General features: G+C 56.4%; 25 protein-coding genes. 17 read left to right on the top strand and 8 right to left on the bottom strand.

The window, feature by feature from the left end; genetic code table 11:
• The 6 genes from ABFB09_RS00840 to ABFB09_RS00865 form a co-directional block, all read right to left on the bottom strand.
• Complete coding sequence (locus tag ABFB09_RS00840) at positions 1–855, bottom strand: trypsin-like peptidase domain-containing protein (RefSeq protein WP_346999183.1); 855 nt, start codon at positions 853–855, stop codon at positions 1–3.
• 224 nt (positions 856–1,079) lie between these two features.
• Positions 1,080–1,643: a ribosome recycling factor gene (gene frr / locus ABFB09_RS00845; RefSeq protein WP_346999184.1), complete on the bottom strand. Its 564-nt coding sequence runs from the start codon at positions 1,641–1,643 to the stop codon at positions 1,080–1,082.
• On the bottom strand, positions 1,640–2,371 hold the full coding sequence (gene pyrH, locus ABFB09_RS00850; RefSeq protein WP_346999185.1) for a UMP kinase: 732 nt from the start codon (positions 2,369–2,371) through the stop codon (positions 1,640–1,642). Before pyrH ends, frr begins: the two co-directional genes overlap by 4 nt.
• Before the next feature lie 88 nt (positions 2,372–2,459).
• Positions 2,460–2,963, bottom strand: coding sequence for a translation elongation factor Ts (locus tag ABFB09_RS00855; RefSeq protein ID WP_346999187.1), 504 nt, complete (start codon positions 2,961–2,963; stop codon positions 2,460–2,462).
• Positions 2,964–2,998: 35 nt separating this feature from the next.
• Complete coding sequence (gene rpsB / locus ABFB09_RS00860; RefSeq protein ID WP_346999244.1) at positions 2,999–3,772, bottom strand: 30S ribosomal protein S2; 774 nt, start codon at positions 3,770–3,772, stop codon at positions 2,999–3,001.
• Positions 3,773–3,924: 152 nt separating this feature from the next.
• Positions 3,925–4,803 (bottom strand): universal stress protein, encoded by an 879-nt coding sequence (locus ABFB09_RS00865; RefSeq protein ID WP_346999188.1) that lies wholly within the window; start codon positions 4,801–4,803, stop codon positions 3,925–3,927.
• 135 nt (positions 4,804–4,938) lie between these two features.
• Here ABFB09_RS00865 and coaE point away from each other — a divergent pair, with 135 nt between their 5' ends.
• A complete protein-coding gene (coaE, locus tag ABFB09_RS00870) occupies positions 4,939–5,550 on the top strand; it encodes a dephospho-CoA kinase (protein WP_346999189.1) in 612 nt (203 codons plus the stop codon).
• A 145-nt stretch (positions 5,551–5,695) separates the two neighbouring features.
• Here the strand turns inward: coaE and ABFB09_RS00875 are convergent, their stop codons facing one another.
• Both ABFB09_RS00875 and ABFB09_RS00880 read right to left on the bottom strand, forming a co-directional pair.
• Positions 5,696–6,622 carry a DUF2202 domain-containing protein gene (locus ABFB09_RS00875; RefSeq protein WP_346999190.1) on the bottom strand — a complete coding sequence of 309 codons (927 nt, stop codon included), beginning with the start codon at positions 6,620–6,622 and terminating at the stop codon, positions 5,696–5,698.
• A 216-nt stretch (positions 6,623–6,838) separates the two neighbouring features.
• Positions 6,839–7,738: a complex I NDUFA9 subunit family protein gene (locus ABFB09_RS00880; protein WP_346999192.1), complete on the bottom strand. Its 900-nt coding sequence runs from the start codon at positions 7,736–7,738 to the stop codon at positions 6,839–6,841.
• Positions 7,739–7,908: 170 nt separating this feature from the next.
• On the opposite strand from ABFB09_RS00880, the gene amrS reads away from it, so the two are divergent.
• The 16 genes from amrS to ABFB09_RS00960 all read left to right on the top strand — a co-directional run bounded on the left by amrS (position 7,909) and on the right by ABFB09_RS00960 (position 23,089).
• Positions 7,909–8,925, top strand: coding sequence for an AmmeMemoRadiSam system radical SAM enzyme (amrS, locus tag ABFB09_RS00885; RefSeq protein ID WP_346999193.1), 1,017 nt, complete (start codon positions 7,909–7,911; stop codon positions 8,923–8,925).
• 125 nt (positions 8,926–9,050) lie between these two features.
• The gene (amrB, locus tag ABFB09_RS00890; RefSeq protein ID WP_346999194.1) at positions 9,051–10,373 is read left to right on the top strand and encodes an AmmeMemoRadiSam system protein B; all 1,323 of its coding nucleotides are present in this window, start codon (positions 9,051–9,053) and stop codon (positions 10,371–10,373) included.
• Between the two features lie 105 nt (positions 10,374–10,478).
• Positions 10,479–11,825, top strand: a complete 1,347-nt coding sequence (locus ABFB09_RS00895) for a replication-associated recombination protein A (protein WP_346999195.1) — start codon at positions 10,479–10,481, stop codon at positions 11,823–11,825.
• Between the two features lie 362 nt (positions 11,826–12,187).
• Positions 12,188–12,355 (top strand): hypothetical protein, encoded by a 168-nt coding sequence (locus ABFB09_RS00900; RefSeq protein WP_346999197.1) that lies wholly within the window; start codon positions 12,188–12,190, stop codon positions 12,353–12,355.
• Between the two features lie 153 nt (positions 12,356–12,508).
• Positions 12,509–14,056, top strand: a complete 1,548-nt coding sequence (locus ABFB09_RS00905; protein WP_346999199.1) for an acyl-CoA carboxylase subunit beta — start codon at positions 12,509–12,511, stop codon at positions 14,054–14,056.
• Positions 14,057–14,131: 75 nt separating this feature from the next.
• On the top strand, positions 14,132–14,461 hold the full coding sequence (locus ABFB09_RS00910) for a hypothetical protein (RefSeq protein ID WP_346999200.1): 330 nt from the start codon (positions 14,132–14,134) through the stop codon (positions 14,459–14,461).
• Between the two features lie 6 nt (positions 14,462–14,467).
• A complete protein-coding gene (locus ABFB09_RS00915; RefSeq protein ID WP_346999201.1) occupies positions 14,468–14,983 on the top strand; it encodes a gamma-glutamylcyclotransferase family protein in 516 nt (171 codons plus the stop codon).
• Positions 14,984–15,049: 66 nt separating this feature from the next.
• Positions 15,050–15,199: a hypothetical protein gene (locus tag ABFB09_RS00920; RefSeq protein ID WP_346999202.1), complete on the top strand. Its 150-nt coding sequence runs from the start codon at positions 15,050–15,052 to the stop codon at positions 15,197–15,199.
• Between the two features lie 10 nt (positions 15,200–15,209).
• Positions 15,210–17,180 (top strand): pyruvate carboxylase subunit B, encoded by a 1,971-nt coding sequence (locus tag ABFB09_RS00925; protein WP_346999204.1) that lies wholly within the window; start codon positions 15,210–15,212, stop codon positions 17,178–17,180.
• 133 nt (positions 17,181–17,313) lie between these two features.
• The gene (locus tag ABFB09_RS00930; RefSeq protein ID WP_346999205.1) at positions 17,314–18,567 is read left to right on the top strand and encodes a 3-isopropylmalate dehydratase large subunit; all 1,254 of its coding nucleotides are present in this window, start codon (positions 17,314–17,316) and stop codon (positions 18,565–18,567) included.
• Positions 18,567–19,061, top strand: a complete 495-nt coding sequence (locus tag ABFB09_RS00935; RefSeq protein ID WP_346999207.1) for a 3-isopropylmalate dehydratase small subunit — start codon at positions 18,567–18,569, stop codon at positions 19,059–19,061. Before ABFB09_RS00930 ends, ABFB09_RS00935 begins: the two co-directional genes overlap by 1 nt.
• Positions 19,062–19,218: 157 nt before the next feature.
• Positions 19,219–20,289 carry an isocitrate/isopropylmalate dehydrogenase family protein gene (locus ABFB09_RS00940; protein WP_346999208.1) on the top strand — a complete coding sequence of 357 codons (1,071 nt, stop codon included), beginning with the start codon at positions 19,219–19,221 and terminating at the stop codon, positions 20,287–20,289.
• Between the two features lie 28 nt (positions 20,290–20,317).
• The gene (mdh, locus tag ABFB09_RS00945; RefSeq protein WP_346999209.1) at positions 20,318–21,238 is read left to right on the top strand and encodes a malate dehydrogenase; all 921 of its coding nucleotides are present in this window, start codon (positions 20,318–20,320) and stop codon (positions 21,236–21,238) included.
• Between the two features lie 93 nt (positions 21,239–21,331).
• Positions 21,332–22,177: a fumarate hydratase gene (locus ABFB09_RS00950; RefSeq protein ID WP_346999210.1), complete on the top strand. Its 846-nt coding sequence runs from the start codon at positions 21,332–21,334 to the stop codon at positions 22,175–22,177.
• Complete coding sequence (locus ABFB09_RS00955; RefSeq protein WP_346999211.1) at positions 22,174–22,746, top strand: Fe-S-containing hydro-lyase; 573 nt, start codon at positions 22,174–22,176, stop codon at positions 22,744–22,746. Before ABFB09_RS00950 ends, ABFB09_RS00955 begins: the two co-directional genes overlap by 4 nt.
• Before the next feature lies 1 nt (position 22,747).
• Positions 22,748–23,089, top strand: a complete 342-nt coding sequence (locus ABFB09_RS00960) for a histidine triad nucleotide-binding protein (RefSeq protein WP_346999212.1) — start codon at positions 22,748–22,750, stop codon at positions 23,087–23,089.

Below are 23,089 nucleotides of genomic sequence, written 5' to 3' on the forward strand. Positions count from 1 at the left end.
TTATTGGGACAGGGCGCCCTGGATGAGGGACTGAACGGCGTCGATGGGCACGGCGGTGTTGATGCCGGTGGCGAAACCGTAGGACGGTATGCCGATCAGTTCACCGTTCATGTTGAATAGGCCACCGCCGCTGTTGCCGGGATTGATGTCGGCGTCGAACTGGATATAGTCCATCCTGAAATTGGGATTTTCAGTATTGGAGGAGATCATGTTGCGAATGGCTGAAACGATGCCAGTGTTGAACGTGGCTGGACCGGGCAGTTCGTCACCCAGCGGGTAGCCGCAGGTGATGATCTCCTCACCGAGGATGACCGCCGCGGACGAGCCCATTTTAGCTGCCGGCAGGTCCGTCCGGGTAGTGGTTATCTTGAGGACGGCGGCATCCATATCGGCGCTACTGGTCAGCAGGGTGGCCGAGAAGCGTTCGCCGGTCATCAGGGTGACATTGATTGAGGTGGCTCCGTCCACGACGTGCTGATTGGTCAGGACATAGCCGTCAGCGCGGATTATGGTGCCGGAACCTGTGCCGCCGCCGAAACGGCTGAAGACCTCGACGTAAACCGTCGATGGTTCGATCTGGGCGGCCAGCTTGGTGAAATCGGTTCCCGATACGACAGGGACGGCGGCGATCTGGGAAACCTGCTGTTGCAGCGCGGTTATCTCCACCAGCAGCGCAGCGGCGTCCGATTGCTGCTCGGCGAGGGATGCTTCCAAAGAAGTGTTCCGGGTTTGGAGCGCCGATAACTCGGCCGCGGTGTCCTGAGAACCGGAGTTGGAATCCAGGAGCAGGGCGCCGTTGGCAATGGTGCCTGCACTTAAAAGGACGATAAGGATCGTCATCAACCAGCGTTTCATGTCGGTCTCCTCTGTTTCAAATGTTTGGTCGGTCCTTCGATATTACCGTAGCGGCGCGTGCACGTCAAAGAGGGCACACCGCGACTATGATGTCCATCATTTATTATGGCAGAAAAATGTGAAGGAATTATGGAGGGAGACCGCTGGATTTCGAGGGCCACAACATGGGCGACGGGGCGGGCCGACTTCAGGTCGGCCCTTACAGAGGACGATTGGGGTGATGCTTAGCCGTTGAGGAGTTCCTGTTCCTTTTCCTTGCCCAGCGCGTCGGCTTTGGCGGTGTAGGCGTCGGTGAGTTTTTGCAACTGGTCCTGGGCGCGTTTGCTCTCGTCCTGGGAGAGTTCCTTGTCTTTTTCCAGCTTCTTGATCTGCTCCTGGGCGTCGCGCCGCAGGTTGCGGATGGCGATCTTGTCCTCTTCCACGCGCTTGTGTACCATTTTGGTGAGGTCAACGCGACGTTCCTGGGAGAGGGGGGGGATGGACAGGCGGATGACCTGGCCGTCGTTGGACGGGGTCAGACCGAGGTCCGACTTCATGATGGCCTTCTCGATCGGGCCCATCATCGACCGGTCCCAGGGCTGGATGGTCAGCAGCCGGGCTTCCGGCACACCGATGTTGGCCAGGTGATGGACTGGCGTCGGCGTACCGGCGTAGTCTACCCGCACATGCTCGATGAGGGCGGCGGAGGCGCGGCCGGTGCGGATGGCGCCCAGTTCCCGGTGCAATACGTCGATGGAGACGTTCATCTTTTTTTCGGTTTGCTGCATGATTTCGTTGACGGTTGTCATGATATGTTCTCACTTGAAATTAATGTACCGACCGCCTCGCCGGCGACGGCGCGTTCCAGATTGCCGGGGGCGGTCATGTCGAAGACGATGATCGGCAATTTGTTTTCCAGGCACAGCGACAACGCGGTGGCGTCCATCACCTTGAGACGCTTGTTGAGGGCCTCAAGGTGGGTCAGCCGATCGAACCTGACGGCGTCCTTGTGCTTCAAAGGGTCGGCGGAATATACGCCGTCCACCCGGTTCTTGGCCATGAGGAGCACCTGGGCCTCGATCTCGATGGCGCGCAGGGCGGCGGCGGTGTCGGTGGTCATATAGGGGTTGCCTGTACCGCCGGCGAAGATGACGACGCGGCCTTTTTCCAGGTGGCGGATGGCACGGCGGCGGATGAACGGCTCGGCTACCTGCTGCACGGTAATGGCCGACTGGGTGCGGGTATGGACGCCTTCCTTTTCCAGCATGTCCTGGAGGGCCAGGGCATTGATGACGGTGGCCAACATGCCGGCGTAATCGGCGGTGACGCGGTCGACACCTTCCCTGGCCACGGTGGCGCCGCGCCAGATGTTGCCGGCGCCGACGACGATGGACACCTGGACGCCCAACTGGGTCAGGGCTTTGATCTGCCGGACGATGGCACGAACGGTGGGGATGTCGATGATGCCGCTGCCGTCACCGGCGAAGGCTTCACCGGATAGCTTCAGGAGCACCCGGGAGTATTTTAATTCGGTCAATTCGGCTACCCCCGCATCAGTATCGAGTCATGAGTCGCGAGTCTTGAGTCCCCCGCCCTAACCACGACCCGAGACTCGTGACGTGGCGTTAGCCGCCCAGTTCGAAGCGGACAAACCGCTTCAAGCGGATGTTCTCACCGGTCCGGGCTATAACCTCGGTGATGAGGTCGTTGATCGACTTGGACGGTTCCTTGATGAAGGGCTGTAGCAGCAGGCAGGCGCTGTTGGCTTCTACTTCACAATCCGCCGGGCGATCGGCTTCGGACAGGTATATGGGACACATGGCCGCGACCTGCATGGCCACGTCATGCGCCAGACGTTTAAACTCATCGGTGCGGGCGACGAAATCGGTCTCGCAATTTAGCTCGATCAGGGCGCCGACCCGGCCGCCGGTGTGAATGTAGGACTCCACCAGACCCTGACCGGTAACGCGATCAGCTTTCTTAGCCGCCTTGAGAAAGCCCTTGGCTTGGAGGGCCTCGAAAGCCTTGTCGATGTTGCCTTCGGACTCGATAAGGGCGTTGCGGCAGTCCATGACGCCGGCGCCGCATTTTTCCCGCAGTTCTTTAATGGTTTCAGCAGATACTTGCAATGTATTAAACCTCGATGTCGATATTAGAAAATAAGCTAGGCCGCGAACTCGATGTCGGCGGCGCGTTTTTCGTCCAGTTCCTTATTGGCGGCGGTGGTATCCACCTGCTCCACTTCGATCTTGGAAAGTCCGGCCCGGACGGCGAGCATGGTGTCGGCTACTTTGCCGATAACGAGCTTGATAGCGCGCATGGCGTCATCGTTGGCGGGGATCGGATAGTCGATGCCTACCGGGCTGCAGTTGGTGTCGACCATAGCCACCACGGGGATACCCATGCGCTGGGCTTCGGCCAGGGCGATCTTCTCTTTGGTGGGATCGACGATAAAGATAACGTCCGGCAACGAGGTCATTTCCTTGAAGCCACCCATCATCTTGTTGAGGCGGGCCATTTCATCGGCCAGTTTGAGCTGCTCTTTCTTGGGCAGGCGGGCCAGTTCGCCGCGAGCGTGCTGGTCTTCCAGGCGGACCAGATAATCGATGCGGTTCTGGATCGCGGCGAAGTTGGTCAGGATACCGCCGATCCAGCGCTGGTTGATGTAATACATGCCGCCGCGTTTGGATTCCTCGGCGACGATCTCCTGTGCCTGTTTCTTGGTGCCGACGACCAATATCTTGCCGCCCTCGGATGCGATGTTCTCGATAAAATCAAGCGCTTTGTCCAGCATCACGACAGTCTTGTCGAGATCGATGATATGGATGTCGTTGCGCTTGGTGAAGATGTATTTCTTCATCTTGGGGTGCCAGCGGCTGGTCTGATGGCCGAAATGGGCCCCGGATTCCAGCAGCTCTTTGATATTGGTGGTTGTGATCGGCAAGTGGTTTTCCTCCTAAGTTAAAGCACGCGTATTCAGCCAATAAGTATAACACAGCAGTATATCACAACGCTAAAGGGCGGGCAACGGTGTTGCGGGGACTTCCGGCGGGTGATTCAGGGTGCCTGAATTCGACGCGGTTTCCCGAACTATTCCTGCCGTACGATAAGGAGAGGCAGGTCGCCCGCCAGCAGCAGTTTATGGGTGACGGACTTCACGCCCCAGGTAGACACGCGTGAGGTGGTGGCCATGACCACCATGTCCGCCGCCAGGACGCGGGCGGCGGCGCTGATAAGTTTGGCGCCGTCGCTGCCGACATCGACACGGGTATCGACGTCCAGTCCCTGATCCCTCATTTTCCAGGCCAGTGTCTCCAGGTATTCACCGGTCTTTTCCTGAGCGGCGAGCGAACCTTTGATATCGTAAAGACCGCGATCACCGACCAGGTCGGACTCCGGTTCCGAATGCACCAATTCTTTTACCATGCTGAAGAGGGTGATCACGGCGTCACTGGCGGCGGCCAGGGCGGCTGCGGGGGCTAAGGCCTGTTCGGAACCCGGCGTGCCGTCAAGCGGGACAAGTATCTGGGAAAACAGGGGTTTACCCGGGGCGACAGCCCGCGGCGGTACCAGCATCGAGGGACAGCCGATGACCCGGAAAACATCATCGGCGACGGAGTTGGGCCGCGCAGCCGATGCATTGAGCCCGCCGCTGACCATGATGACCAGATCTATGCCGTTCTGCTCCACATAATCGTGAATTACCGGAGCCAGTTCACCAAATTGGGTCACGGCGGTTACGCAGGGTGATTGCCCCTCACCGGCACTGGAAAGGAAACCTTCCGCAACCAACTCAGCCCGTTTTTCCAGGTAAAGCCGGTGCATGGTATGGTTCAGGTTGTGGCTCTCATCACAGGCATGTATGAGGACGAGTTCAGAACCCAGCCGCCGGGCCAGGGCTTCACCGTAGGGGATGACGGATTCCGCCATGTCCGAGCCGTCAAGAGGCAGCAGAATCTTATTGAACATCTCGATTATCTCCTAACGCCAAGGATAGTGACAGAATATCTTTTGGTGCCGCCGCTGTCAATATCGGTAATGGGACGTGATCGGACCCCGAAGGTTTGAAACGCACCGGATGAGGTGCTAGACTCTTGACTTATTATGATAACTATCGGCATTACCGGCGGTATCGGCAGCGGCAAGAGTACCGTCGGCGCGATGCTTAAAGACCTTGGCGCGGCGTTTATCGACGCCGATAAGGTCGGCCACAGGTTGTTCCGGGAAGATTCGTCATTAAAGCGATCTATCGTCGAATCCTTCGGCGACCGGATCCTTACTCCGGAGCAGGATATCGACCGCCGACATCTGGCCGCGGTTGTTTTCAAAGATCCGGCGGCGCTGGCTAAGCTGAATTCCATAATGCACCCGGCCATCAGCTGCGCGGTGGGAGAAGAAGTAGCGGCGCTCAGAGCCCAGGGGTACGGGGTAGTGGTGATCGAAGCGCCTCTGTTGGTGGAAGCCGGCTGGACCAAACAGACAGATGTCATCTGGCTGACGGTGGCTCCGGCGGCGGTTGTGTTGAAGCGGCTGATCGAGAAAATGGGATACACCGAAGTCGAAGCCCAGGCACGCATCGCTTCCCAGATCTCAAACGAGGAACGACGTCAGTATGCCTCGGTGGTCATCGACACCGACGTTCCCTTCGACGAACTGCGGGCACGGGTGGGGGAGTTGTGGCGGGGACTGAGCAAAGGACTAAATCCTAATTTCTAAGTACTAAAAAATTCTAAATCCCAAATACCATAATGATAGGAACGGGGATAGCGGGCGAGCGAGGTGTGCCTCCCCCCTACGGGATTGGTGAACTATTCGGTTGTCAGTAAATAGGCAGTATTCAGTAGCCAGCCGTACTCTTTGATCACGGCGACAATAATATCTGAGACAGATTGTCTCTATTAAATATCTCATCCCCGGAAACCCATTTATGTTCCAGCAGCAGATATGATAATACTTCCCACTGGTACTGTTGACCGCTGGTAGGCATGGTGGAGATTTTTAAGAGTAGCTGTTGCGCGTTTTGGTATGAAGATAAGGTTGCCGAACTGGTAGGTCCGGTAGATAAAGAATTACCGTGGCAATTGAAGCAATTGTTGTTATAAGACAATTTCCCTTTTAGTGCCAACTCACTGAAGGTAGCCACTATAGGTGTACTTGTGGTACCAGGTGTGGTCACCATAGCAATAATCTGGTTAAAGTCCTGTTGAGAAAGATGCTGTGGCTGGTATATTACACCTTGCTCTTTTAATTTAGCGGTAAATATGCCCAAATGATTTTCGGAACCTTCCGTTAATTTATTAAGAGCTGACCCGATATCATATTTATCCGTTTTTGCGGTGATTTCCGCAATATCTATGATATCCAATTCCTCAATCTCTGCCGCAGTAGACAGCGCAGTGATCTCTGAGGATGAACCACGTTCGATTAGGTCATTGTACATTTGCTGCAGGGCATTGGTAGTGAATTCACCCCTGCCTTTACTGGCTGCCGGGTTAGCCAGGTTATATTTATCAGTGAGTTCCTTCATGATGTCCATATGGGACTGTTCACTGCCACTGATGACATTCAGGACAGAAGAACCCCATTTGTCGTAGAAGTTTTGGTAGACGTCTCTGGCTAATTTTTCCAACTCATAGATATAAAGAATTCCTTCTTTATCAGCGTCCGTTAATGTTGGGGTTGTGGTTGGAGAAACGTTGCCATTGTTTGTTGCCTGGGAACACGCTGACAATACCAACATAGAAATTAACGCGATAACCAACAGAAGATAACTGATTCGTTTTAACATAACAGAACCTCCCACCAATGATATTATACTCCGGAAGTCAGATAGTAGTTAGTCGTAGCCAGCGGGGGAAATTTCAAATCTTAAATACCAAATCCCAAACAATATTTAAACCCAATATAAAATAACCAAAACGAGATACCAAGAGTGCTTTGTCACTTCACTCCTCGCGATGATGTGACAGCGGTATTGGATTATTTTAATATAGGACAGCAGTGCTTAGGATTTCCGACGGTTAACGGCAAGGTAGCCAAGGCCGTCCCGCAGGTGCAGCGGTTTGAAACCGAAGTCTTTCTCCACCGCGTCAGGATCGGTCACATTCGGGATTTCCATGGACTTGAACTCCACCATAGTTACCGGCGGGTTGCGGAGGATGGCATCCATGACGGCTACACCTGGCCGCATCAGCCACTTTGGTACGTGGATTTTGCTCTTCTTTACACCCATCGCCCGTAATATCTCATCGATCAGCGCATCGTAAGTCACGATCTCCGGCCCGCCGATCTGGCAGGTCTCGCCACGTTTTTCTCCGGCCACCAGCTTCATGACGCAGGTCACCACGTCGCCTACCCATATCGGTTGCAGCCTGGTTTTGCCGTCGCCGGCGATGGGTACGATGAACGGCACCATGCGGATGGAGCGGAGCAGGGAGACGATGAAGCCGGCGCCCTGGCCGAACATGACCGAGGGCTGGAGCATTGAGAAATCCAATCCGCTGTTCCTGACCGCCTCCATGCCCAGCCATTTCGAGTGGAGATATTTGTATGCGGGGTCGGGGGTGGCGCCCAAAGCACCCATGTGGATAAAGCGCTTCACCCCGGCGCTTTTGGCGGCGTTGAGCACGTTCTGTGTGCCTTCCACGTTCACCTTGTGGAACGTGTTTCGCCCGGACTCCCGGATGACGGCCACCAGGTGGACGACGGTATCGACGCCGTCCATGGCGGCGCGCAGGCTGTCCGGGTCGGCGACGTTGCCGACGGCAAGCTCACAGCCGGGGGCTTTGATACGGGCGCCCTCCGCCTCGTTAGTGATCAGGCAACGCAGCTTGTGGCCATCCTTCTGCAACCGGGGAATCAGATGGCTGGCTACAAAGCCGCTGGCACCAGTGATAAGTATCATCGCTGTCCTCCTAAAGCAGAATCGATTTAAGTATAGCGCGAAAAAGATGGATGGGATAGGGGGTAGGGACGATAATGCCGATATGGGATCTAGTAGCGCTCGATTTTCGCGATAAAGCGTAATAGGAATGACGCTTGAAGTGATATAATCGAAATCGAAAGGAACCAGCCATGCATCCAGCTCTTCTTTGGGAAAAGTTGCCGGAAAATCGGGTTAAGTGCCACACCTGCCAGTGGTATTGTGAGATCAACGACGGCAAGTCGGGCGTCTGCCGCATGTATAAGAATGAAGGCGGGGAGCTTTTTAACCTCAATTATGCCAGGATTTCCTCGATAGCCGTCGATCCGATCGAAAAGAAACCTTTGTACCACTTCCATCCCGGCACCACGGTCTTCTCCCTCGGCAGTTGGGGCTGCAACTTCCACTGCAAAGGCTGCCAGAACTGGGAGATCGCCTGCCCGGAAACGGATGAGGGATTGCAGCAATCCCGCGAGATAATGCCCGCCCAGGCAGTGGGCACGGCTGAGAATTCAGGCTGCGCCGGCATTGCCTGGACCTATAACGAGCCTTCGATCTGGCTGGAATACACCCTGGAATCGGCGAAACTGGCCAAAGAGAAGGGGCTTTATACCGTCTATGTCACCAACGGATACGCGTCCCATGAACACCTCGATGCCATCGGGCCGTACCTCGACGCCTGGCGGGTGGACGTCAAGGGTTTCCGCGACGATACTTATAAGAAGATCGGGCGCATTCCGCACTTCGAAGGCATCCTCAGCATGGCCGAACGGGCTAAGGACAAATGGGGCATGCACGTGGAGGTGGTGACCAACGTCATCCCCGGCGTCAACGATGACGATGCCCAGATTTCCGGCATCGCCGACTGGATAGCCCGGAAGCTGGGAAAAGACACCCCCTGGCACATCACCCGTTTCCACCCTCACCGGCAGATGCGGGACTATCCGGCCACCTCGATGGAAACGCTGGAACACGCCTGGGAACACGGCAAAGCGGCGGGTTTGAAGTTCGTCTACCTGGGCAACGTGCCGGGCGACGGGCGCTCGAACACTGTCTGCTATCAGTGCGGTAAAACGGCGGTGGAGCGATCTGGTTTCAGTGCCAGAGTCACCGGACTCGATGTAGGCAAGTGTAAGTATTGCGGTGCGGAGTTAAACTTTCGAGTTTAACTATGACCAAGACACAAGATACAATAACCAATAACCAAGCCAATTCTAATAGCCAATTCAAAATAATCTAACATGTTTGGAATTTGTCTCTTGGTTATTGGTGATTGCGAGCAAGGAGCGAGACTATGGCTATGATACGGCATCCCATCGCCTCCGGGAGATTTTATCCCGGGACCGCTGAAAGTCTTAGAGCTCTTATCGAATCGTTCGTCGAGAGGGTGGAGGATAAGATCGATGCTGCGGGTATTATCTCGCCTCACGCCGGGTATATTTATTCCGGGGGTGTGGCGGCTTCGGTCATCGCTCGTATCGAACCGGCGGATACCTATGTTCTGATCGGCCCCAATCATACCGGCATGGGCAAACCGTTCTCCATCATGACCGTCGGTTCATGGGAGACACCGCTGGGGGAGGTGCCTATCGATTCAGCACTGGCACAGAATATCCTGGCTACCTCCAAGTATCTTCAGGAGGACCGCACCGCTCATCAAGGTGAGCATTCCATCGAAGTCCAACTGCCGCTACTGCAATATTTCAAACCCGATCTCAAGATCGTACCCATCGTTTTAGCGGTGGCTACTCTGGAAGTCTACCGGGAGATCGCGCGCAGCATCGCCCAGGCGATCAAGGAATCGCCGGGAAAGAAAATAGTCATCGTGGCTTCGTCGGATATGAGCCATTACGAACCCCAGGAGACGGCGGCGGCCAAGGATAAACGGGCCATAGAGGTGATCCTGCAGATGGACGAGGCTGCTCTTCTCGATAGGGTGGTAAAAGAACGCATCTCCATGTGCGGCTACGCCCCGGCGGTGACCATGCTGGCCGCCGCCAAGGAACTCGGCGCCACAAGCGCCGAACTGGTGCGTTACCAGACGTCCGGCGACGCTTCCGGGGATTACTCCTCCGTAGTCGGTTACGCCGGGTTGATCGTCCCCCGCCACGAGATGTCGCCTCTGGTCAAACTGGCCAAAGAAACTGTCGAAACCTACGTCAGGGAACATCGCGCCGTCAAACCGCCGGAAGAACTCATACCGGAAATGAAAGAAAAGGCCGGTGTCTTTGTCTCTATCAAGAAGGATGGCCAGTTGCGGGGTTGCATCGGCACCTTCGAACCATCGCGTCCGAATATCGCCGAAGAGATCATCGCCAACGCCATCTCCGCCGCCACCCGGGATCCCCGCTTCCTGCCTATTTCTCCCGACGAACTGGAACACCTATCTTTCAGCGTGGATGTCCTGACACCACCGGAACCGGCGGAATTTGGAGACCTCGATCCCAAGAAATACGGTGTCATCGCCGAATACGGCTGGAAACGGGGTCTGCTCCTGCCCGATCTGGAAGGGGTCGATACCGCCAAGGATCAGGTGAGCATATGCTGCCAGAAGGCCGGTATAAGTCCCGGCGAGCCGGTTAAGCTGTCCAGGTTCCAGGTGAAAAGATACCGGTAAATACATAAATCGATCTCAAGTTGAAAACGGGCCACTACCGGCATATCATCTGCTCGACTGACCATCCCCAGGAAGTCATGGATATAATCCGAGAGAGGCTGAAAAATGCCACGGGACATGTTCGAAGCGCATTTTGAAAAACTGAGAGACGAAACGGCGCCGCTGGCGGCGCGGATGCGGCCCCAAACCCTCGACGAATACGTCGGGCAGGAACACCTGGTGGGGGAGGGGCGGGCGCTCAGGCGGGCTATCGATGCGGGCGAACTGCCGTCCATCATCCTGTGGGGGCCGCCGGGTTCTGGCAAGACGACGCTGTCTCACCTCATGGCCGGAGCCAGTAAAGCCTATTTCGCCCAGGTGAGCGCCGTCAGCGCTGGGGTGGCGGACCTGCGGAAGATCATCGAAGAGGCCAAGCAGCGCCGACTGTCGCAGCACCAGAAAACCATCCTCTTCATCGACGAGATCCACCGCTTCAACAAGGGGCAGCAGGATACCATTTTACCCTACGTGGAGGACGGCACAGTGACCCTCATCGGCGCCACCACCGAGAATCCTTCCTTCGAGGTCATTTCACCGCTCTTATCGCGCGCCCGCACTTATGTCCTGAAGGGACTGACCGGCGAGCAGATGAAGCTTATCCTCAGCCGGGCTATCGCCGATGTTGAACGGGGTATCGGCAACTCCAACGTGGAATTATCGGAAGAGGCCGCCGATCATATCGTCAACCTGGCCAGCGGAGATGCCCGGATAGCGCTGAATATCCTGGAACTGGCCGCCCGAACCACACCTGTCGATGAGGCGGGCAAACGGCAGATCACACTTGAAGCCATCGAGGACGCAGCCCAGGCCAAGACGCTGCTTTACGACCGCGCCGGCGAGCAGCACTACGATATTATCTCGGCTTTACATAAGTCTATGCGCGGTTCCGATCCGGACGCTTCCTTATATTGGCTGGGACGTATGTTGGAGGCGGGAGAAGACCCGCTATACGTCGTTCGCCGCCTGATCCGCTTCGCCTCGGAGGATGTGGGTATGGCCGACCCCCAGGCGCTCGTCGTAGCTATGGCGGCGCAGCAGGCGGTCCATTTCGTCGGCATGCCGGAATGCAACGTGGCACTGGCACAACTGGTGGTCTATCTGGCCACTGCGCCTAAGAGTAACTCTCTCTACAAGGGATATAAACGGGTGCAGGAAACTATCGCTAAAAACCCCATCGAGCCGGTGCCGCTGCACCTGCGGAACGCCGCGACAGGGTTGATGAAGGACCTGGGCTACGGCAAGGGCTACAAATACGCTCACGATTTCCCCGGCGGTTTCGTCCGGCAACAGAACCTGCCGGACTCGCTCAAGGATAAAAAGTTCTATCTTCCGACGGAAATCGGGTTTGAAAAGACCATCAATGCGCGCCTCAAGGCCTGGTTCGGCGACAACATAGACAACAACGAGGGGTAGGGGCGGCGGTCCGATTCGATCCAATTCAATCCGGAAATTGTTGGTCCGTGCTTCCCCGGTTTTGGCTTTCAGCTCGCGGGATCGCATAGCTGTCTCCTCGAATATCGTTACCCATATTTTTGAAATTAAGTAGGTACTAGTCGGTTAACTAAGTATTAGTACTTATTGACAGATGTCACGGAAGTCTTATATAATCAGTGTCATCCCAGTGGGGCGGTACTAGTTCCTAAGTACAATGCTGGTAGTTGAGGAGGGCAAGGGATGATACCTGACTCTCACAAGACACCGAACTTAATCTGAAAGAACGCACCTGTCCTGTCCAAGGGAAACGAAGCAAACATAGAACGAAAGGAACCAAGCAAATGAAGCAGTCAGGTTTTCACGTAGCTACTTCGCATTGCGGTCTATGTCACTACTCCGGTTACTCCAACCGATGCACCTTTTTCGATGACGGAGTGTGCCCCTACATCCAGAGCGTCCGCGACATTAAAAAGGGAAGCCATGCCCAAGAAGCGGAAGTCGCCGCTTAACGCACGTATAATTTAATAGCGCCAGTCAAGCGGCGGGGGTGAAAACCTCCGCCGCTTTTTCTATTGCGATAATTTCGATCTCAAATTGATGTATTGCCCGGCTTCCGGCTGTGTGCTAAGATAGCCTGAGTACAAGAGGTGAATGATCGTTCAATGAAAAACAAACTCAATGAACTCGCATCCAAAAAGCAGCAGATAGCGTCCGGCGGCGGTGAATCCCGGATCAAGGCGCAGCACGCCCGCGGCAAGCTTACCGCCCGGGAGCGCATCGAAAAACTGCTGGACCCCGGTTCCTTTCTCGAACTTTCCGCTTTTTGCAGTCACCGGGCGATCGATTTCGGTTTGGCCGATCAGCAGCATCCCGGCGACGCCGTGGTGACCGGCTGCGGCACGATCGACGGACGCAAGGTATTCGTTTATTCCCAGGACTTCACCGTCCTCGGCGGCTCCATCTCCGAGGTGGTCGGGCAGAAGGTGCGCCAGATCGTAGACATGGCCATCGACCAGGGCGCACCCCTGATTGCCATCAACGACTCCGGCGGCGCCCGCATTCAGGAGGGCGTGGCCAGCCTGTGCGGCGTAGGCGATATACTGCTGCTTAATGCCCTGGCTTCGGGGGCGATTCCTCAGATATCGATTATCGTCGGTCCTTCGGCGGGCGGGGCGGTCTACGGGCCGGCCCTCACCGACTTCGTGTTCATGGTCAAGGGCATGGGCCAGATGTATATCACCGGTCCGGACGTGGTCAAGGCGGTCACCGGCGAAGAAGTGACCCACGAGGCCCTGGGCGGCGCCGACGTTCACGGGAAAAAGAGTGGGGTGTCCCACTTCACCTGCAATACCGAGATGGAGTGCTATGCGTCGGTGCGGCGCCTGCTGTCATTCCTGCCTTCTAGCTTCAAAGAGCCCTCGCCTAGGCTTCCGGTCAAGAAGACCTCCGTCAGCCAGGAAGACGAGACCCTCAACAGCATCGTCCCCGACGACCCGCGCCGGGCTTACGATATGAAAAAGATCATCACCGCCGTTCTCGATAACGGTGATTTCATGGAAGTGCACGCCGCCTTTGCGCCCAACATCGTCGTCGGTTTCGGCCGGATCGACGGACAGAGCGTCGGCATCGTCGCTCAGCAGCCCAATTTCCTGGCCGGCGTCATAGATATCAACGCTTCGGTCAAGGCGGCGCGCTTCGTGCGTTTCTGCGATGCGTTCAACATTCCGATTATCAGCTTTGTCGATGTGCCGGGTTTCATGCCCGGCGTCGACCAGGAACACGGCGGCATCATCCGCCACGGCGCCAAGCTGATTTTCGCCTACGCCGAAGCCACCGTGCCCAAGATCACCGTCATCACCCGCAAGGCCTACGGCGGCGCCTATATTGTCATGAGTTCCCGGCACCTCCGCGGCGATATCAACCTGGCCTGGCCCTGTGCCGAGATAGCAGTCATGGGTGCGGAAGGTGCGGTGGCCGTCATTCACCGCAAGAAGATCGCCGAGTCCCCGGAACCAGATGCGGAACGCCAGCGCTGTGTCGCCGAGTACCGGGAGAAATTCGACAATCCGTATCAGGCGGCGGCCATGGGCTATATCGATGACGTGATCGTCCCCGCGGAGACGCGGCCCCGTCTTATCCAGGCGTTACGGACGCTGGCTGGCAAGACGGGCAAGAACCCGGCTAAAAAGCACGGCAACATCCCGTTGTAGAAAACAAGAATTGGCCGATGTATAATCAAATGTGATTCATTGATGCAAGTCACATTTGGTTAACTGGAGGTCAATGTGGTTGAAGGTACAGTTCCGCCTGAAGTACTACTCCGTGAGAAAAAATGCGCGTTGGCATTGCAAGATATCGAAGACTTCATGAAGAGTACCAGGAAATATGCCTTAAGGGATCTTTGTGAACACTTAAAGAGTCTAGAGGATTATGCAAGACACTCCAAAAAGGATGTTCAAAGTAGGCAATATGAACCGATTGATTATGTATTTCACACGCTAGAAGAAAGCATCGGTAAGTTAGTTGGTGAGTCACATCGTATTTATGACTCGGTCAATTCTCTTAAATCATCTTGTCACCTCTTCCGTGAAGAAAACAACTTAATCCGAAAATAGGGGAATTTGACTTTAGTATTTCAATACGGTTCGAACACATCTCTGTCGAGGATTAATTCTGACGATAGGCTAAGAGGTGATGCTCGTCCGATTGGAATTGCGTATACTGAGGATGATTATGATCTTGAATTCACCGTTTGTAGCAAGGGAAACAAATGCGCTGCGGCGAGTATCGAACAAGGTTCCGGGCGAAACATCTGGGGAGTCCTTTATGATATCCCGGATTATTTGATCTATCGCGGGCAATCGGGTGAGCGAAAGTCATTGGATAAAATAGAAGGTGAGGGCGTGAATTACCGCCGTATGCCGATACGAGTCCGGGACAGTGAAGGAAAGTCAATTATTGAACCCGTGATAACTTATGTTGCTTTGGACAGAAAGCAGGGCATAAAAACCTCAAGCGTGTATGCTAATCTCATTATTGCCGGACTTAAAGAAAACAATGTTCCAAATGACTATATAGAATATGTCAGAACTAAAATACTTGAGAACAACGCTGATCTAGGGAATGAATTAAATTAAGTTCATTTTAGTCTATTCAGTCAAAAGTATATTGTCAGACACTCAAAGACCAACAAGATGCCAAACATGCTCGAAATCGCTATAATAGGCGCAGCCATTCAGGCTTATCTGGAGTCTGACGGCGGCTTTGCGTTGCCGGATGATGGGACTGATTTGCAAGCGCTCATCGCCGCGGCGGTAGCCGCGTATTTTGACATGGAATACGCCACCATTTAAGGGGGAGAACATGCCGGCTCAGCCACTCAAGATTACCGACCTGACGCTCCGCGATGGCCATCAGTCGCTATTGGCCACCCGGATGCGGACCGATGATATCCTGGGAATCGCCGCGGACATGGACAAAGCCGGCTTCCATTCGCTGGAAGTCTGGGGCGGCGCCACCTTCGATGTTCCGATTCGATTTCTGAACGAAGACCCCTGGGACAGGTTGCGGGCGATCAAGAAAATAGCTCCCAAGACGCCGCTGCAGATGCTGCTCCGCGGTCAGAACCTGGTAGGCTATCGCAACTACGCCGACGATGTAGCCACCGCCTTTGTGGAACACGCCGCGGACTGCGGCGTGGATATCTTCCGCGTTTTCGACGCCGTCAACGACGAACGTAACTTCGAAACGGTCGTAAAGGCCATCAAGTCCAAGGGTAAACACGCGCAACTGGCTATCAGCTACTCATTGACCGAACGGGTCATGGGCGGCCCTGTCTATCATCTCGATTATTACATCGAGAAAGCCAAAATCTTCGAGGCTATGGGCGCCGACAGCTTCTGCATCAAGGATATGGCAGGTCTTATCTCCCCGACCGATGCCTTCAACCTGGTCAAGGCGCTTAAGAAAGCCCTCAAGATCCCGGTTCAATTCCACAGCCATTACACCAGCGGCATGGCTTCCATGAGCATGCTCAAAGCCGTCGAGGCTGGCGCCGACATCGTTGATACCTGCCTGGCGCCCTGGGCCCTGCGCACCTCGCACCCGGCTGTCGAACCCATGGTGGCGGCGCTGGCCGGCACGCCGCGGGATACGGGGCTCAACCTGCACCAGTTATTGAAACTGGGCGAGTACTTCGAGGATATCACACCTAAATACCGCGAATTCATCGACAACACCAAGATGTCGGTCATCGACACGGCGGTGCTGGAGCACCAGGTTCCGGGCGGTATGATCAGCAACCTGGTCAGCCAGCTCCGCGAGGCCGGGGCGCTCGACCGGATCGATGAAGTTTATGAAGAGATCCCCCGCGTCCGCAAGGAAATGGGCTTTCCGCCGCTGGTCACGCCGACCAGCCAGATAGTCGGCATCCAGGCGGTTCAGAACGTTTTATTCGGCCGTTACAAGGTTATCTCCGCGCAGGTCAAGGATTACTTCTACGGCCTCTACGGCCGACCGCCGATGCCGGTGGATCCGGAAGTCCAGAAGCTGGCTCTCAAGGGCTACGAACGCGGCGAAACGCCCATCACCGTCCGCCCCGCCGACGTGCTTAAGCCGGAACTCGAAGCCGCGCGTGAAGCCACCAAGGGCATCGCCAAGGATATCGGTGATGTGCTGACCTACGCCCTGTATCCGCAGGTCGGCCTGCGTTTCCTCAAATGGAAATACGGCCTGGAGACGCCGCCGGCTGACGTCAAAGCCAGAACTCTCGACGATGTAAAACGGGAGGACGATCTTATCGCCAAAGCCAGGGCGGGCAAACTGGTGGAAAAAGGCTCCGAACAGGCCGCTGCCCCCGCCCCGGTCGCGCCCGCCGGCGGCTTGCGCCATTTCAATATCCACCTGGACGGCCGGGTGTACAATGTCGGCGTGGAACCGGCGGCTGCCGGCGCCGCGCCGGTTACTTACGTCCCCGCGCCTGCGCCTCAAACTGTCGTAGCGACCCCCGCCGCACCGCCGCCGGTTCAAGAGGCACCCAAACCCGTTGAAGCGCCCAAGCCCGCCGAAAAGCCGGTTGCCAGGGTTGAAGCCAAACCCGCCGCCGGTCCGGAACCGGCCGGGGAGGGAGTTATGGCTCCCATGCCGGGCGTGGTGGTGCGTTATGAGGTCGAGGTTGGCGCCAAGATCAAAGCCGGTGATACCGTGGTGGTCTTGGAAGCCATGAAGATGGCTATCGACCTGCCGTCGCCGGTGGACGGCACGGTAGCGGTGTTGAAATTCAAGGCTGGCGATCGCGTCTCCCGCGACGATGTGCTGGCGATCATAACCAGTTAAGCACTAAGCACTAATATCTAAATCCTAAATAAATTCAAATATCGAAATTCAAATATCCAAACGTTTTGAACTTGGGATTTTGGATTTTGGTATTGTTTAGGATTTAGTGCTTGGACATTAGGATTTAACGTCTATGGGTAAAACACTCGCTGAAAAGATACTTTCGGAAAAAACCGGCGGCGACGTCAAACCGGGGGACATTGTCGTCTCCCCGGTCGATTGGGCGCTGGTTCAGGATACCACCGGTCCGCTGACCGTACGGGAATTCCTCGGTCTGGGGTTGCCGAAGCTGGCCAACCCGTCGCATACGATCCTTTTTATAGACCATGCCGCGCCGTCGCCGCAGAAACAGCTTTCCTGCGACCACACCTTCCTGCGCAAGTTCGCCAATGACTACGGCGCGGTATTGTCCGACGTAGGTGAAGGTGTCTGTCACCAGATCATGGCCGAAAAATACGCCCAGCCGGGTGACGTCATTGTCGGGGCGGATTCTCACACCGTTACCGCCGGCGGCCTGGGTGCTTTCGCCACCGGCATGGGATCGTCGGATGTGGCGGCGACCTTCGGCCTGGGCAAGACCTGGTTCCGGGTGCCGGAGACTTTCTTCATCCGTCTTAGCGGCAGTTTTCAGAAAAACGTCACCGCCAAGGATATCATCCTGCATCTCATCGGCCTGATCGGCGCCGACGGTGCCACTTACAAATCGCTCGAATTCGGCGGCGAAGGCGTCAACGCTCTCGGCGTGACCGACCGCCTGACCATCGCCAACATGGCGGTGGAAGCCGGTGCCAAGGTCGGTCTATTCCCTTCGGATGCGCTGACACTTGAGTATCTCATTCAGCAGGGACGGGGCGGGGATCACCGCTACATCTCCGCGGATGCCGATGCCGTCTATGAACGGGTTATCGACATCGATCTCAACAAGCTTGAACCGACCATTGCCAAGCCGCACACCGTCGATAACACCGCCACGGTCACCGAGGTCAAAGGAACGAAGGTGGACCAGGTGTTCATCGGCACCTGCACCAACGGCCGCCTGGAGGATTTGAAACAGGCCGCCGATATCCTCAGGGGCAAGCGGCGGCATCCGGGCACGCGACTGCTGGTCGCGCCCGCCTCGCCGCAGATCATGCTGGCCGGTATGCGACTGGGTTATATCCAGACACTGGTAGAAGCCGGCGCTACCATCCTGCCGCCCGGTTGCGCCGGATGCCTCGGCGTTCACCAGGGCGTTTTGGGCGACGGTGAGATCTGCCTGTCCACCGCCAACCGCAACTTCCTGGGACGCATGGGCAACCCGGAGGGGTTGATATATCTGTCCAGCACACCGACGGCGGCGGCCTCGGCCATCACCGGCGTCATCACCGATCCGCGGGAGGTAGCGTAATGCTCAAGGGTAAAGCCTTCAAATTCGGCGATAACATTTCCACCGATCTCATCGCGCCCGGCCGGCTGGTCCACTTGAGGAGCAACCTGCCGGAACTGGCCAAGCACGTCCTGGAGGACGCCGATCCTACATTCGCCGCACGGGTGAAACCGGGTGATTTCGTCGTCGGCGGCAGCAACTTCGGCCTGGGTTCAAGCCGCGAGCATGCGCCGGTGATCATCAAGATGGCCGGGGTATCGGCCGTGCTCGCCAAATCAGTCGCCCGCATCTTCTTCCGCAACGCCATCAACGTCGGTCTGCCGGTGCTGGTGTGCGATACCGACAAGATAAACGAAGGCGACGAACTGGAGGTTGACCTGGCGGCAGGCACCATCCACAATAAGACCAACGGTGAGAAGATCACCTTCGGCAAGATCCCGGACGCCATGCTGTCTATCCTGACCGAAGGCGGATTGATGCCTTATATCAGGAAGTATGGCGATTTTAAAATATAAATTTACGAAATCCTAAGCACTAATATCTAAATTCTAAACAATATCAAAACCCAAAGCACTAAGGCTCAAAACAAATTTGGATTTTGAAATTTGGTCATTTGGATTTATTTGGGATTTAGTGCTTAGATATTAGGATTTCCGAAAAGCGAGAGGTTTTATGATTCACAACGTAACTTTGATCCCCGGCGACGGCATCGGGCCGGAAATATCGAACGCCACTGTCCGAGTGCTGGAAGCTACTGGAGTTGAGTTCAATTGGGAGGTGGTGCATGCCGGCGTTGATGTTATTGACGAGTACGGCACACCGCTGCCGGAAAACGTCCTCGATTCCATCCGGAAGAACAAGACTGCCATCAAAGGGCCTATCACCACGCCGGTCGGTTCCGGGTTCCGCAGCGTCAATGTCGCCATCCGGAAGGCTCTTGATCTCTACACCTGCCTGCGCCCATGCAAAACTTATCCGGGGGTGCCGTCGCGCTATTCCGATATCGACCTGGTCATCGTCCGGGAGAACATGGAAGACCTCTACGCCGGCATCGAGTTCGAACGCGGTACCGACTGGGCGGAAAAGCTCAAGCAGATGCTTAAGGATAAAGGCGAGAAGCAGATCCGCGAGGATGCCGGTTTTTCCATCAAGATGATCTCCGAGACGGGAACTCGGCGTATCGTGAAATACGCTTTCGAATACGCCCGCCGTTACGGCCGTAAAAAGGTCACCGCGGTGCACAAGGCCAACATCCTGAAGTTCTCCGACGGGCTCTTCCTTTCGGTCGCGAGGGATGTCGCCAAGGCTTATCCGGAGATCGAATTTGAAGACCGCATCGTGGATAACATGACCATGCAGCTGGTCAGAAACCCGCTGCAATTCGACGTCATCGTCTGCCCCAATCTTTACGGCGATATCCTGTCCGACCTGTGCGCCGGGCTTATCGGCGGCCTGGGAGTGGCGCCGGGCGGCAACATCGGCGACGATTACGCCGTCTTCGAGCCGACCCACGGCAGCGCCCCCAAATACAAGGGGCTGAACAAAGTCAATCCCATGGCCATGATGCTTTCCGGCGTGCTCATGCTGCGCCACCTGAACGAGGTAGACGCCGCCGACCGTCTGGAAGCAGCCATCGCTGCCGTAATCGCCGAGGGCACGAGCGTGACCTATGACCTGGCGGCTGAGGGTATCACTCCGGCAGGGACATCCCAGGTGGCGGATGCTATCATCGCCAAACTTTAACCTGGTTTTTGGAAGGCTGTATCAGAATATGAAAATCACCGTCGTCGGTGCCGGCAATGTCGGCGCCACCCTGGCCCAGCGCCTCATTGAAAAAGATTTCGCTGATATCGCTCTTGTCGATGTGGTCGAGGGGATTCCCCAGGGCAAGGCTCTGGACATGCGGCAGTCGGCCAATGCGCTGGGATTCACCCATAAGTTGGCCGGCTCCAACTCCTACGATGTGACCGCCGGTTCCAGCATTATCGTCATCACCGCCGGTATCGCCCGCAAACCGGGCATGACCCGCGACGAGCTCATCGGCATCAACGCCAGGATCGTCCGCGAGGTGGTGGAAAAGGCTTTGTCCCTGTCGCCGGACGCGATTTTCATCATCGTCACCAACCCGGTGGACGCCATGACCTACCTGGCGCTCAAAGCCAGCGGTCTGCCGCGCAACCGTGTGTTCGGTCTGTCGGGAGTTCTTGACGGAGGCCGTCTGGCCGCCTTCATCGCCGAGGAATTGAATGTGAATGCTTCCGACGTCGTTCCCTGTGTCATGGGTGAGCACGGCGGCAGCATGGTTGTTTATCCCCGCTTCACCACCGTCAACGGCAAACCCCTTGCCGATCTGGTCGATGAGGAAAAACAAAAAGCCCTCGCCGAGCGGACCGTCAACGGCGGCGCGGAGATCGTCGGCTATCTCAAGACCGGCTCGGCCTTTTATGCACCCTCGGCCTCGGTGGCCCATATGGTGAAGGCAGTCGTCACCGGCTCCGGCGTTCAGATGAACTGCGCCGCCTACCTTGACGGCGAATACGGCCTGTCCGATGTTGTCGTCGGTGTGCCGGTGAAATTGGGACGTACCGGCATCCAGGAAATCGTCGAATTGCCGCTCAACGACGATGAATCCGCGACGCTTAAAACCTCGGCAGAAGCTGTCCGCAAGACAATCACAGCTCTCAACCTGTAAGATGAGCTTCAACCACCTCGCGTTACACAGTTGATGATTGCTGACAGCTATCAGCAATGACAGCCCAACCCCACCTGCCCTATAATAAACCCTATGCGTGAAATTCAAACTTCCCAAATTACCGCTACCGTCGCCCGGCTGGCAGAGGAGTCCAACTACCAACTGTCTCCCGATGTGCTCCGGGCTTTAGCCAGGACCAAAGACAAGGAAAAATCGCGGTTGGGCCGTGAGCTGTTGGACAGCATCATGGAAAACGCCCACCGCGCCCCGGAACTCCGCAGGCCTTTATGCCAGGATTGCGGTGTGGCGGTAGTCTTCATCGATATCGGCCAGGACGTCCATGTGACCGGCGGAGATATCGATTCAGCCATAGGCGAGGGCGTGCGCCAGGGGTACGCCGACGGCTACCTTCGAAAATCGATGGTGGCCTGCCCGTTTACCGAGCGTAAGAACACCGGCGACAATACCCCGCCGGTCATCCACTACCGTATCGTACCGGGAGACAAGGTCAAGATCAGCGTCATGGCCAAGGGGTCCGGCGCGGAGAACATGAGCCGGTTGTTCATGCTCAAGCCCGCCGAAGGCCGCCACGGTATCATCGATGCTGTGGTGAAGACGGTGGAAGAGGCGGGGGGCAAACCATGCCCGCCACTCATCGTCGGCATAGGCATCGGCGGCACGGCGGAGGCATCGATGCTGCTGTCCAAGCGTTCTCTGCTGCGCGCTGTCGGTCAGCCCGGGATCGATACCGAAACCGCCGCCCTCGAACGTGAGATACTGACTGAGGTGAACGGGCTGGGCATCGGGACGCTGGGACTGGGGGGCAGCATCACCGCGCTGGCGGTTCACATCGAGAGCATGCCCTGCCATATTGCCAGCCTGCCGGTGGCCGTCAATCTCCAATGCCACAGCGCGCGGCACCGGGAGGCCATACTATGATGCTGAATTGGCGTCTTCTTCAGTTACCGATGTCCGCAGAGACTATCGCCGGTCTCAAGGCAGGGGACAAGGTCATGCTGTCCGGCACTGTTTATGCCGCCCGGGACGCGGCGCATAAGCGTTTTATTGAAACACTCGACAAGAGCGAAAAACTGCCCATCGACCTCGAATCGGCGGCAATATATTACATGGGGCCGTCACCCACCCGCCCGGGCGATATCATCGGCTCCTGCGGCCCGACCACCAGCGCCCGCATGGACAAGTATACGCCGCGCCTGATGGAGCAGGGACTCCGGGTGATGATCGGCAAGGGCAACCGTTCGCCGGCGGTCGTCGATGCCATCCGGCAGCACGGCGGGGTTTATTTCATCACCATCGGCGGGGCAGGGGCGCTGCTGTCCACCAAGGTAAAGAAATCCGAAGTCGTCGCCTATGACGACCTCGGTGCCGAGGCGGTGCTAAAGCTTGAAGTAGAGCGTTTCCCGGCTGTCGTGGTCATCGATTCCGAGGGAACCGACTTATGCCAGACCGGACCGGCGCAATATCGCGCCAACGATATGGAGGACTAAAATGAGTTGCATATTCTGCCAGATCGGCGCGGGGACTATCCCTTCGAAGGTTCTCTTTAAAGACGATAAGGTGATTGCATTCCGGGATATCAATCCGCAGGCGCCGGTGCATATAGTTATAATCCCCAGAAAACACTTCACCAACCTCAACGATATCAAGGGCGATGATTTCGGCCTTATCGCGTATATTATTAGTATCGCTACCGAACTGGCACGGTCGGAAGGCATCGCCGAAAGCGGCTACCGCATAGCTGTCAACTCCGGCAAGGAAGGTGGGCAGGTGGTGGGACATCTGCACTTCCATCTGCTCGGCGGGCGGCAGTTGACTGGGGAACTGGGGTGA

The sequence above is a fragment of the Dehalogenimonas sp. THU2 genome (genome assembly GCF_039749495.1).
Classification (GTDB): Bacteria; Chloroflexota; Dehalococcoidia; order Dehalococcoidales; family Dehalococcoidaceae; genus Dehalogenimonas.